Raw genomic sequence first — 12,721 nt, forward strand, 5'->3', positions numbered from 1 at the left:
TAATCGCAATCTTGAAAGATTCCGAATGATACCGAAGGGCGCACTAACGATTTAGTAATCACTCTTTTAGTAAGGGCTTCTATTTTAGGTGTTAAATATTTCATTTTCAGAATTTTGATTAAACTAAAACACTAAAACTACCGCTTTAAACAATATAAAATACCCCCTAATAAATGATTTTGAAATTCTGGCTCACTATACGATTCTACCGTATGCCCCATAGCGGTGTAAAACGATTTTCCACCGTCGAATTCATGATACCAGGCGATAGGATGAAACGCCCCATTTTTTCCGCCTTCATATGTTGTTTCATCTAGCATTAAAAGCACATTTACCTTTTTATTTATCGACTTAAAATTATACCATTCATCAAAATGAACCCATTTATCGGGCAAATGTTTTGTAGACTCATGCGACCTAATAATTCGGTTTACTGTTGCTTGAGCGGGTTTTGGGTGATTTAAAAAATAAGCTCCAACCAATTTATTGTACCAAGGCCAATCAAACTCGGTATCGGTTGCTGCATGTATACCCATAAAACTTCCGCCTTTATTAATGTACTTTTTAAAGGCCTGCTCTTGTTCGGTGTTTAAAATATCTCCGGTTGTATTTAAAAAAATCACCAAATCGTAATGCTTTAACTTTTTATAGGTAAAGTTGTCGGTATCTTCGGTTTGTGTGATTTTAAAATGATTTTTACTTCCTAATTCTTTTAATGTCTGAACACCCGTTTCTATAGATTTATGTCTGAAACCTGCTGTTTTTGTGAACACTAAAACCTGTGTGTCTTTTGGAACTTCTGTAAAACTCGTTAAAACAACAAGTAAGCTCAACATTAGTATTCTCATAGATTAACTTATAGATTGCAAATATTTTTTTGGTGTTGTACCATATTTCTTTTTAAAAGCAGCTATAAAATGGCTCGCTGTACTATAGCCCACTTTATGTCCTACTTCATTAACGTTGTGCTCACCAGACTCCAGTAACTTACGGGCAACTTCCATTTTATAATCAAACAAAAAACTAAATACTGAATCCCCATAAATCTGTTTGAATCCTTCTTTTAATTTTTTAATGTTTAAACCAATTTCATCAGCCAAATCCTGTAATGTAGGAGGTTCGGCCATTCGCGCTACAATTATATCCTTGGCTTTCCTTATTTTAATAACATTAGTCTCATCGACCAAAAACGGACACTGCTCCACATCAGCCTCTTCGCTTCTGTTAAAATACAGACTTAGTAATTCGTATGCTTTTCCTTTAAAATATAGGCTTTTAATTGATGAATTAAGGCTGTAGTTAATCATTTGGTTTAATACTATGGACATTGATGGTGAAATAATACCGTCCTTATAATATTTTTTGTCCTTATTATCAGCATTTAAAAATGAAATATAATCGGCTTCTTCTGAGAACAAACTATGAAATTTTTTAATGGTAATTAGGATGGAAACAATCCATGAATTGGGATCCAATTGTAGGTCAATGGGTAAATTTCGTTGCGGATTGTATAATAATAAGGAGTTTTCTTCAGGAATATCCAAAACATAACTTCCTTGGTTAAAAACAAACTTGGTTGTGCCTTTTATACAAAAGTGAAACTGAATAAAATCGCTATCTATTTCTTTTGTAAGATTTTGAGCGACATTTTTTTCGTTTTTATGAGTTAAAATTAAAAAGCCAACATCTACTTTAGTCTCTTCAAAAGAACTTTCAGCGATATTTTCTAAGTTAATTTTTTTATCCATTTTCGAAATTTATTTAGATTGATTCTAAATATAAGACTTCAAAACCATTGAATTCACTACAAAAGTATGACATTTATCATATTATTTTAAAAAAAATGTTTAAAAAACAACAAGCGACATTAAAAGTTCTTTCATCGTTATTTTTTTTTAAACTATCATTCTACATTTGTTTTTGATTATCAGGTATTATATCATGGATAAGTACAATATTTCACGTAGTAATTACTTTTATGCCATTGGATTAAGTTACAAAAAGGCCGATGCACATATAAGAGGTCGTTTTAGTTTAAACGAAGATGGCAAAGAAAAATTACTTCACCAAGCTAATGAGAATGGTATCGAAAGTCTTATAGTAACTTCCACATGTAACCGTACTGAAATTTACGGATTTGCGCAACACCCCTATCAACTTATAAAATTGCTTTGCGATAACACAGAAGGAACTGTAGAGGAATTTCAAAGGGTTGCCTACATCCATAAAAACCAAGAAGCTATTGCTCATATGTTTCGTGTAGGTTCAGGTTTAGATAGCCAAATATTGGGTGATTTCGAAATTATAAGTCAGTTAAAGACAAGTGCCCGTATATCAAAAAAATTTAGTTTATTAAACCATTTTACTGAGCGTTTGGTGAATGCAGTGATACAAGCCAGTAAACGCATTAAAACAGAAACTGATATTTCTTCTGGAGCTACATCGGTGTCTTTTGCTTCGGTACAATACATCTTTAATACCATGGAAGATGTTACCAATAAAAATATACTTTTGTTTGGTACTGGTAAAATTGGAAGAAACACCTGTGAAAATTTGGTAAAGCACACCAAAAATGAACACATTACCCTTATTAACCGTACTAAGGATAAAGCCGAAAAAATTGCTGGTAAATTCAACTTATTGGTTAAGGATTATGCTAATTTACAGGAGGAAATAAGTTATGCTGATATTTTAATTGTGGCTACTGGAGCTCAACGCCCTACCATTGACAAACATCTCCTTCAATTAAAAAAGCCTTTGTTGATTTTAGATTTATCAATACCAAAAAACGTTAATGAAAATGTAAAGGAACTAGAACATGTTTCACTAGTTCATCTCGATCATTTATCACAAATTACAGATGAAACCTTGGAAAAGCGTCGTGAACATATTCCTTTAGCAGAGTCTATCATAGAAGAGGTTAAAGCAGAATTTAACTGTTGGTTGGAAACACGAAAATTTGTACCTACCATTAAAGCATTAAAGCATAAGTTAAGCGATTTTGCTGCTGCAGAGTTGGAGATACAGCGTAAAAAACTTAATGATTTTAATGAGACTCAAGCTGAATTGATCAGTAACAATATTATTCAAAAAATAACCAATCACTTTGCCCATCATTTAAAGGAAGATGGTGTTTCTACAGACGAAAGTCTCGAACTTATTAAAAAAGTGTTTCAGTTAGAAGAACTTTCAAAAACCAATGTCTAAAATTATAAGAATCGGCACACGCGATAGTGAATTGGCATTATGGCAAGCCAAAACTGTACAGCAACAACTCGAGCATTTAGGATATAAAACTAAATTAGTTCCTGTAAAGTCTACCGGAGATATTGTTTTGGATAAGCCTCTTTACGACTTAGGTATTACAGGTATTTTTACACGTACTTTAGATATCGCAATGCTCAACCACGATATTGATATTGCAGTACATTCCCTTAAAGATGTTCCTACTGTTTTACCAAAGGGTATTGCTCAGGTGGCTGTTTTGAAACGAGGAAATGTTAACGACACTTTGGTTTTTAAAACCAATGAAGAATTTTTAGGTGCCAAACATGCGGTTATTGCTACAGGAAGTTTACGTCGTAGAGCCCAATGGCTTAACCGATACCCTACACATACTGTTGAAGACTTAAGGGGGAATGTAAACTCCAGATTGCAAAAACTAAAGAAAAATACCCACTGGGACGCTGCTATTTTTGCTGCAGCGGGTATTGGTAGAATAGGTATTCGTCCAGAGCAATCTATTAACCTTAACTGGATGGTACCAGCACCTGCACAAGGCGCTATTATGATAACGGCTTTGGCAGAAGATGAATTTGTAAGATCTGCTTGTGCGGAATTAAATCATGAGGAAACCGAAATTTGTACCACTATTGAACGTGAGTTTTTAAACAAATTGGAAGGTGGTTGTACAGCACCCATTGGAGCCTTGGCACAAATAAAAAATGATGAAGTGTCCTTTAAAGGCGTTCTACTAAGTATCGATGGTTCTAAGAAAATAGAAGTCTCACGAGTTGAAAAATTGGGTAAACATAAAGATTTGGCCTCCTTTTGTGCCAATTATATTATAGAACGTGGGGGCAAGCGTTTAATGGATTCAATAAAGCAATCCAATAAAACCGTAAATTTATATTCTACAAAATCGCTTAGTGAAGAACAAAGGGTGTTACTGCATGAAAAAGTGGTGGTCGAAAGTAGTGATTTCATAAAAATAAGCTTAAACCGCATTCATCCACAGGTAATAAAAAATGAAATACAAAATGTTATCATTACGAGTAAAAATGCTGTAGAAGCACTATTGAACAATTTTTCTGTTACCGAATTGCAGTTCAAAAATATTTATTGTGTGGGTCGTAGGACGAAAAGATTAGTTGAAAATAGAATAGGCGCAGTAAAACATGCAGAAAAAAATGCCAAAAAGCTAGCCGAATATTTGGTTGAGTTTATAGATGGTACCGAAGTAACCTATTTCTGTAGTGATTTAAGGTTGGATGATTTGCCCAATATTCTGGAACAAAACCATATTAAGGTTAACGAAGTTGAAGCCTACCAGACCAAATATGATGGTGCTAAAGTAGATGATACTGTTGAAGGCGTTATGTTTTATAGCCCATCTACAGTTGAAAGTTATGTGAAAAAAAACCCTAAAGAGATTATTGCGTTTTGCATAGGGGAAACAACCGCCAAAGAAGCACAAAAACATTTCAGTGATGTAAGGATTGCTAAAGTTCCTACTGTAGAAAGTGTGATTGAGTTAGTGAACGAACATTATATATAATTATCATTACTAGTAACATAGCGACAAGCTAAACTATACAAATAAACCGATTGCCAAAGCAAATTTTTTTTGCTTTGCAATGACTTTAAAATAAAATATGATAAAAAACGATTTATTTTTAAGAGCATTAAAAGGAGAAACTGTCAATCGCCCTCCTGTTTGGATGATGCGTCAAGCAGGACGATATTTACCTGAATTTATGGCTATTCGTGAAAAATACGACTTTTTTACTAGATGTCGAACACCAGAATTAGCTAGTGAAATTACGGTACAACCTATTCGTCGTTATGGTATGGATGCTGCCATATTGTTTAGTGATATTTTGGTCATTCCCCAAGCGATGAATATTGAGGTACAAATGAAACCTAACTTTGGTCCTTATTTACCAAATCCTATACGTACTTCTAAAGATGTAAATGAGGTTATTGTTCCAGACGTAACCGAAGAATTGGATTATGTTTACCAAGCTATAAAAGCAACCAAGGAATTATTAAAAGATGAAATTCCATTGATTGGTTTTGCTGGTTCACCGTGGACCATCCTATGCTATTGTGTGCAAGGACAGGGTAGTAAGACCTTCGATAAAGCTAAGGAGTTTTGTTTTACTAATCCCATAGCTGCCCATCAATTGCTTCAAAAAATAACTGACACCACCATCGCTTATTTAAAGGAGAAAGTAAAAGCTGGCTGTAATGCCGTTCAGGTTTTCGATTCATGGGGAGGTATGCTAAGCCCTGCAGATTATCAAGAGTTTTCTTGGCAATACATTAATCAAATTATTGAAGCCTTAAAAGATGAGGCACCCGTAATTGCCTTTGGTAAAGGGTGTTGGTTTGCTTTGAACGATATGGCTAAATCCAACGCTTCGGCATTGGGCATTGATTGGACATGCTCTGCACGTAATGCACGTTATTTAACAGGAGGAAAGATTACGTTACAAGGTAATTTTGATCCAGCTCGGTTATTGTCCCCGCCTTCTGAAATAAAGCGTATGGTACATCAAATGATAAATGAGTTTGGAAAGGATAAATACATTGTGAATTTAGGTCACGGGATTTTACCCAATGTACCATTGGAAAACGCCAAAGCCTTTATTGATGCTGTAAAAGAATACCATGCTTAAAAACATAGTTATAGGAATTAAAGCCTATTTTGGTGTCTTTGGGTTGATTTCGAAACTCAAGCTCTGGAAATATTTTGCAGTTCCTATGCTAATAAGTTTTGTAACGGCAGTAGCTATTTTTGGAGTGGCCTATGGACTATCCGATAATATGGGCATTTTAATTTCAAAAATTTGGATATGGGAATGGGGAAAAAACACTTTTATAACCATTAGTAATATTCTTGGGGCATTGATCATAATTGTTATTGGCTTAATCCTCTTTAAACACATTATTATGGCATTATCAGCACCATTTATGAGCCCGGTATCTGAAAAAATAGAAGCTTATTTAACAGGAAGCACATCACTTTCACACAGAAATACGACGTTTTTGCAACAGTTATGGCGAGGTATTCGTATTAACGGCAGGAATTTGTTCATGGAGTTGCTGTTAACCATTCCTATTTTATTATTGAAGTTTATTCCTGTGGTTAATATTTTTTCAACGGTTCTCTTGTTTTTGGTGCAGTCCTATTATGCTGGTTTTGGTAATATGGATTACACTTTAGAACGTCATTTTAGGTATGGAGAAAGTTTGAAATTTGTTCGACAGCATAGAGGTCTAGCCATAGGCAATGGCATTGTATTTATATCACTATTAATAATACCTTTAATTGGGGTTATTTTGGTATTGCCCCTTTCGGTTACAGCAGCTTCGTTAAAAACAGTTGAGGCATTAGAACTAAAACACAATCCCAATGCTACTTCGTTTTGAAAACTACTATATAGTACCTATTCAAATTAAGGATGCATATCCCATTTATGATTTTGTTATAGATAATGAAGACCGACTAAAAAGGTATTTCCCTTTAACATTAAAGAAAAATTTAACACCTGAACTATCAAAGATTTTTGTTAAAAAAAAAGTAAGGAAGTTTCAGAAAAACAAGGAGTTTTTATTTACCATAAATGAAAATAACATCAAAGAATTGTTAGGGCTAATTTATTTAAAAGCACTAGATTGGAAGAATAAACATGGTGAACTGGCCTACTGTATTGGTCATCAATTTGAAGGTAAAGGTATTACAACAAAAGCAATAACGGTTTTAACTAATTATATATTTTCAAAATTCGATTTAAGAACCCTTAAGATTATAGTCCATAAAACAAATTTACCGAGTATACTAGTTGCTAAAAACTGTCATTTTACTTGGATTAAAACATTAAAAAATGAGCATACACCGCCAGGAGAAAAACCTCTCGATATGGAATTATATGAGCTTTATAAAACCATTCAACATTAAAAATGAAAACTAAATTCTACCAATACATACAGGATTTACAAGAAAGCATAACCTCAAAGTTGGAAGCAGTTGATGGTAAAGCAAAATTCATAGAGGATATCTGGGAGAGAAAAGAAGGTGGTGGTGGACGAACCCGTGTGATTGAAAATGGAGAGCTGTTTGAAAAAGGCGGGGTTAACATATCGGCCGTACATGGTAAATTACCTAAATCTATGCAGGCCTATTTTAAAGTGGGCGATGTCGATTTTTTTGCATGTGGGCTAAGTTTGGTTATCCATCCTAAAAGCCCTATGGTGCCTACAGTGCATGCGAACTGGCGTTATTTTGAGATGTACGATGAAGATGGAAATATTGTTGATCAATGGTTTGGTGGCGGACAGGATTTAACGCCTTATTATTTATTTGAAGCTGATGCCAAGCATTTTCATAAAGTTTGTAAAATGGCTTGTGATAAGCATAATCCAGAATTTTATCCTAATTATAAAGCACGTTGTGATGAGTACTTTTTTAATAATCACCGTGATGAGGCCCGTGGCATAGGAGGTTTGTTTTTCGATTACTGTAAGGCTTCGGAAACCATGTCAATGAGTCATTGGTATGATTTTGTAACCGAAGTAGGCAACAGTTTTTTGGCGGCTTATGTGCCTATTGTAGAAAGACGTAAGGAGTTACCTTATACAAAAGCCAATCGGGATTGGCAGGAAATTCGTAGAGGGCGTTACGTAGAATTTAATTTGGTCCATGATAAAGGGACCTTGTTCGGGCTAAAAACTAACGGACGCATAGAAAGCATTTTAATGAGCTTACCGCCACATGTGCAATGGGTTTATAACCATCACCCAAAAGCTGGTAGTGAAGAGGAAAAACTAATTAACGTTTTAAAAACACCTATAGACTGGGTGTAAACTTTTAACTTTGTACTTATAACTTTAACTTAATAGGATGTATCCACTTAGAAGAAATCGCAGATTAAGAACCAACCAAGCCATTCGTTCTTTAGTTCGAGAAACAATTATAACTCCAAACGACTTTTTAGTACCATTATTTGTTGTCGAGGGTAAAGGTGTAAAAGACGAAATTCCATCGATGCCTAATTATTTTCGTTATAGTTTAGATTTGCTTGAAAACGAAGTAAAAGAACTATGGAAATTAGGGTTAAAATCGGTATTACTATTCGTAAAAGTTCCTGACAATTTAAAAGACAATGCTGGTAAAGAAGCCTTAAATCCAAACGGATTGATGCAACGCGCCATTAAAACAGTAAAAAACGCTTGCCCTGATATGTTGGTGATGACTGATGTCGCTCTAGACCCCTATTCTGCTTACGGTCATGATGGCATTATTGAAAACGGACAAGTACTAAATGACGAAACTACTGAAGTGTTAGCAGAAATGAGCATATCACATGCGCAAGCCGGAGCCAATTTTGTAGCTCCAAGTGATATGATGGACGGACGTATTTTAACCATCCGTGAGGCGTTAGATGACGAAGGCTTTATCAATACTGGTATTATGAGCTATTCTGCCAAATATGCTTCAGCTTTTTATGGGCCATTTCGTGATGCTTTGGACTCCGCGCCTGTAGATTTAGTTGATGTTCCAAAGGACAAAAAAACATACCAGATGGATCCTGCCAATCGGTTTGAGGCCATTCGGGAAACTGAAATGGATATTGACGAAGGCGCCGATATTGTTATGGTAAAACCCGGGCTGTGTTATTTGGATATTGTTAGAGAAATTAGAAACGAAGTGGATGTGCCGGTAGCTGTTTATCAGGTGTCTGGTGAGTATGCCATGCTTAAAGCTGCTGCCGAAAGAGGTTGGTTAGATCACGATGCTGTTATGTTGGAGCAGGTTACTGCCATTAAACGTGCGGGAGCCGACATTATCGCTTCGTATTTTGCTAAGGATGTTGTGAAGCTATTTAACAGGTAAGCTTTTAGAAAAACCTACTTTATACCACCCCATTCATCGTAAAACTGCTCTAAAAACTGTTCCATATAAGCATGCCGTTTTTTAGCAATTTGCTTGCCCGTTTTGGTGTTCATTTTGTCCTTAAGAAGTAACAATTTTTCATAAAAATGATTAATGGTGGGCGCTGTTGAGGTTTTGTATTCAGCTTCGCTCATATTAAGATTGGGCTTGGTCTCTGGGTTAAAAAGTGGCCTGTTTTTAAACCCACCATAATTAAAGGCGCGAGCAATACCAATCGCACCAATCGCATCAAGCCTGTCTGCATCTTGAACTACTTTTAGTTCTTCGGAAACAAATAACATGTCGTTACCGAGAGATTTATTGAATGATATATTTTCGATAATCTTTACCACATGTTCAATGGTTTGGGAATCCACATTCAATTGAAATAAAAATTCTCGTGCCATTTTAGGGCCGATGGTATCATCACCTTCGTGAAATTTACTATCGGCAATATCATGTAATAAGGCAGCCAATTCAACAACGAAAATATCCACTGTTTCTGTTTTTGAAATGAGCAAGGCATTATGGTACACCCGCAACGTATGAAACCAATCGTGTCCACCTTCGGCATTGGCCAGAGTTTGTTTTACAAAGGTTTTAGTTTTGCTAATAAGGGTTTTATGGTGTTCTTTATTAGTGCTCAATGTAGATATGGTCTTTGATGGTGGTTTCTATTTGGGAAATTAAATCTAATTTATTTTCAAAATCCGATACCTTTAATGGTTTGTGTGCCGTATGCTTGATGTGTGTTCCCAATCCCATAGGAAACCATCCGTAACGTTGCATTTTCCAAGAGTTATTAATTGAAATAGGCACAACCAAGGCCGATGGTACTTTTTTAAACAACATTTCCAGTCCTTTAGTTTGAAAGGGTTTGGGAATACCATTTTTACTTCGGGTACCTTCGGGAAAAATAACGGCTGCACGTTTGGTGGTTTCAATATATTCGGCAAATTTCATTATAGCAGGAAGGGATTGTCTTGGGTTTTGTCTATCGATCAACACCGACCCCCCGTGACGCAAGTTGTAGGATACACTGGGGATGCCTTTACCTAATTCCTCTTTGCTTATAAATTTGGTATGGTGCTTTCGCATATACCACATAATTGGTGATATATCGTATAAACTTTGGTGGTTGGCCACAATAATAAGTGGTTGCCCTGTGCTAATCTTATGAGGATTATTAAACGTAAACCGTGTACCTAATATATGAGTGCATTTTAAGAGACAAAATTGTAAAATATCGACACTAACTTTGTGGGCTTTGTAACCAAAAATGTTAAAACAAAACCATTGAATAGGATGAAAAAAAACAAGGGTCAACCCAAATAATAGATAATAAATACTGGTTAAGGGATATGATAAAAGTTTTAACATGTCCCAAAAGTAAACTAAATATTAGTACACAGCAACACAGGTGTTGTTTTCGCAAGTTATACTAGAAGGTTGTTGAACTAAAGCACAGTCTGAAGCAACGTTCCATCTTTGATTATAGGCTTGTTCCTTAGCATTATAATCTTGCACCATAGCTTCTAGAGCACTCACATCAATTGATGTTGAATAAATAAGATAGGACCAAGGTCCACCACAAGGTTTACTTCCAAAGGCAATAAATTTACATTCTGTAGTTTCATTACAAATCGATAAGTTGACCATAGCTTCAATCTCAGATTTAAAATCTTGTAATTGGGCAAGTTCTTGTTCTTGGGTTAACGGAGCATCATCATCGCATTGAAAAGCAGTAAAACTTAAACAAAGAAGAAGCAAAATAGCAGCAAAAAAAGAATTTTTCATAGCAATTTTTTACCTAATAGATGTTCATATAAAGAAAAGGTTGCGTAAGGATATAAAAAAACCACATTGTCCTTCGACTACGCTCGTGAACCAATGTGGTTTAACTTTTTCAATTGAGTATTCCCTTTGTCTTTTGGAGAGAGGGATAGGGAGAGAGGCTTCTAACAATGTTCGTTATAAGCATCCATTAAATTTTCGGCAATCAATTCTGCAGGACGTCCTTCAATATGATGACGCTCCAACATGTGCACCAACTCACCATCTTTAAACAAGGCCATACTAGGTGAGCTAGGTGGAAACGGGATCATATATTCTCGTGCTTTTTCCACGGCTTCCTTATCAACACCGGCAAAAACGGTAACAATATGGTCTGGACGTTTGGCGTTTTGTAGGCTCATTCTAGCTCCAGGGCGCGCATTGGCAGCGGCACAACCGCATACTGAGTTTACAACCACAAGCGTGGTACCTTCTTTTGCCAAAGCCACATCAACTTGATCGGCGGTTTGTAATTCTTCAAATCCAACACGTGTTAAGTCTTCACGCATTGGTTTTACTAATTCTGCTGGGTACATATTTTTAAATTTTAATAAAAAACGTTTTAGGTGTGCAAAGATACCAATTGTGTAACAAAAACAGGAGGTAATCTACTAACTAATATTATATTTACTCAGACATTTAACATTTTGTCAATATAGGTCTGAGTGAACCTACCAAATTGATTGATTTACTTTTTGGATTGTTAATTTATATGTAGGTTTGACGATAAATAAAATTGATAATTACATGAGTTTTTCAAAATGGATTGGTGCCGCTTTGGGGTGGTCATTTGGAGGCCCTATAGGTGCTATTATTGGATTGGCTGTAGGCGGTATGGTAGACTCCCTGGGGAAGGAAATGGGTTTTGAGCAACAACCAAAACGCATTTACAGACAGCAACCAGTAACACAACCAGGGGACTTTGAAGTGAGTTTACTTATTTTAGCCTCTATAATTATTAAGGCCGATGGTAAGCAAGACCAACGCGAATTGGATTTTGTGCGTCAGCAGTTTGTAAGTATGTATGGAAAGGAACGAGCAAACCATGCGTTTCGATTATTTAAGGAAATTAATAGACAACAAAATATTTCTACGCGACAGGTATGCATGCAAATTCGTCAAATGATGCAACATCCATCGCGATTGCAATTGGTCCATTTTTTATTTGGTATAGCCAAAGCCGATGGGGTGGTTACCCAAGGCGAAGAGCAACAAATCCACGTCATGTCTGGGTATTTGGGGATTAGCCCTGCAGATTATGAAAGTATTAAAGCGATGTTCTATAACAGTAGTGACAATGCCTATAAGATTTTGGAAATCGATAAAACCGCCACGAACGAAGATATTAAAAAAGCGTATCGTAAGATGGCTAAAAAGTACCATCCAGATAGGATAATCCACCTTGGAGAAGAACACCGCAAAGGTGCCGAAGAAAAATTTAGGCAAGTCCAAGACGCCTACGAGCAGTTGCAGAAGGAGCGGGAATTTTAGTTTTTGTCATTCCCGCGAAGGTGGGAATCCATTTTTTAGGAATAAGAACAGACTTATTATTATCTTAAAATTTTATCAGGCATAAATTTTGTTGCTTAGTATGGAGAACCTATTAAGGTTTTGATCATTAAGAAATAAACCCGTTTTAGGAACATTACAAAAAATCCTGAAACTTTTAATCATGAGTGACGATAAATCAGCAAGCTTTATAATCTTTTTTCCAAAATAGAAACTCTTATC

General features: G+C 35.7%; 14 protein-coding genes. 8 read left to right on the top strand and 6 right to left on the bottom strand.

Translation table 11 applies throughout. The annotated features are described in order from the left end of the window. Positions 1-137: 137 nt before the first annotated feature. Together MR053_RS03575 and MR053_RS03580 are read right to left on the bottom strand one after the other, a co-directional pair. A complete protein-coding gene (locus MR053_RS03575) occupies positions 138-848 on the bottom strand; it encodes a ThuA domain-containing protein (protein WP_242131088.1) in 711 nt (236 codons plus the stop codon). A gap of 3 nt (positions 849-851) precedes the next feature. Then, positions 852-1,748 carry a helix-turn-helix transcriptional regulator gene (locus MR053_RS03580; protein ID WP_242131089.1) on the bottom strand — a complete coding sequence of 299 codons (897 nt, stop codon included), beginning with the start codon at positions 1,746-1,748 and terminating at the stop codon, positions 852-854. A 193-nt stretch (positions 1,749-1,941) separates the two neighbouring features. Here MR053_RS03580 and hemA point away from each other — a divergent pair, with 193 nt between their 5' ends. From hemA to hemB, 7 genes are all read left to right on the top strand, one after another. Next, positions 1,942-3,207, top strand: a complete 1,266-nt coding sequence (gene hemA, locus MR053_RS03585; protein ID WP_242131090.1) for a glutamyl-tRNA reductase — start codon at positions 1,942-1,944, stop codon at positions 3,205-3,207. Further along, entirely contained in the window at positions 3,200-4,777 is a 1,578-nt protein-coding gene (gene hemC, locus MR053_RS03590; RefSeq protein WP_242131091.1) for a hydroxymethylbilane synthase, read from the top strand. Before hemA ends, hemC begins: the two co-directional genes overlap by 8 nt. 97 nt (positions 4,778-4,874) lie before the next feature. Next, the gene (gene hemE, locus MR053_RS03595; protein WP_242131092.1) at positions 4,875-5,900 is read left to right on the top strand and encodes a uroporphyrinogen decarboxylase; all 1,026 of its coding nucleotides are present in this window, start codon (positions 4,875-4,877) and stop codon (positions 5,898-5,900) included. Further along, the gene (locus tag MR053_RS03600; RefSeq protein WP_242131093.1) at positions 5,893-6,654 is read left to right on the top strand and encodes an EI24 domain-containing protein; all 762 of its coding nucleotides are present in this window, start codon (positions 5,893-5,895) and stop codon (positions 6,652-6,654) included. The genes hemE and MR053_RS03600 overlap by 8 nt, the downstream gene beginning before the upstream one ends. Beyond that, on the top strand, positions 6,638-7,183 hold the full coding sequence (locus tag MR053_RS03605; RefSeq protein WP_242131094.1) for a GNAT family N-acetyltransferase: 546 nt from the start codon (positions 6,638-6,640) through the stop codon (positions 7,181-7,183). The genes MR053_RS03600 and MR053_RS03605 overlap by 17 nt, the downstream gene beginning before the upstream one ends. A 2-nt stretch (positions 7,184-7,185) precedes the next feature. Then, complete coding sequence (gene hemF, locus MR053_RS03610; protein ID WP_242131095.1) at positions 7,186-8,088, top strand: oxygen-dependent coproporphyrinogen oxidase; 903 nt, start codon at positions 7,186-7,188, stop codon at positions 8,086-8,088. Positions 8,089-8,125: 37 nt separating this feature from the next. Then, the gene (gene hemB / locus MR053_RS03615) at positions 8,126-9,118 is read left to right on the top strand and encodes a porphobilinogen synthase (RefSeq protein WP_242131096.1); all 993 of its coding nucleotides are present in this window, start codon (positions 8,126-8,128) and stop codon (positions 9,116-9,118) included. Between the two features lie 14 nt (positions 9,119-9,132). On the opposite strand, the gene MR053_RS03620 is transcribed toward hemB, so the two are convergent. The 4 genes from MR053_RS03620 to MR053_RS03635 form a co-directional block, all read right to left on the bottom strand. Beyond that, positions 9,133-9,804 (bottom strand): HD domain-containing protein, encoded by a 672-nt coding sequence (locus MR053_RS03620; RefSeq protein WP_242131097.1) that lies wholly within the window; start codon positions 9,802-9,804, stop codon positions 9,133-9,135. Continuing rightward, entirely contained in the window at positions 9,794-10,537 is a 744-nt protein-coding gene (locus tag MR053_RS03625) for a lysophospholipid acyltransferase family protein (RefSeq protein ID WP_242131098.1), read from the bottom strand. The genes MR053_RS03620 and MR053_RS03625 overlap by 11 nt, the downstream gene beginning before the upstream one ends. A gap of 21 nt (positions 10,538-10,558) precedes the next feature. After that, complete coding sequence (locus MR053_RS03630; RefSeq protein WP_242131099.1) at positions 10,559-10,954, bottom strand: hypothetical protein; 396 nt, start codon at positions 10,952-10,954, stop codon at positions 10,559-10,561. Between the two features lie 161 nt (positions 10,955-11,115). After that, the gene (locus tag MR053_RS03635) at positions 11,116-11,526 is read right to left on the bottom strand and encodes a BrxA/BrxB family bacilliredoxin (RefSeq protein WP_242131100.1); all 411 of its coding nucleotides are present in this window, start codon (positions 11,524-11,526) and stop codon (positions 11,116-11,118) included. A 211-nt stretch (positions 11,527-11,737) separates the two neighbouring features. Here MR053_RS03635 and MR053_RS03640 point away from each other — a divergent pair, with 211 nt between their 5' ends. Further along, positions 11,738-12,481, top strand: a complete 744-nt coding sequence (locus MR053_RS03640; RefSeq protein ID WP_242131101.1) for a TerB family tellurite resistance protein — start codon at positions 11,738-11,740, stop codon at positions 12,479-12,481. Positions 12,482-12,721 lie beyond the last annotated feature (240 nt).

It is taken from the genome of Aestuariivivens marinum, from assembly GCF_022662175.1.
Lineage (GTDB): Bacteria > Bacteroidota > Bacteroidia > Flavobacteriales > Flavobacteriaceae > Aestuariivivens > Aestuariivivens marinum.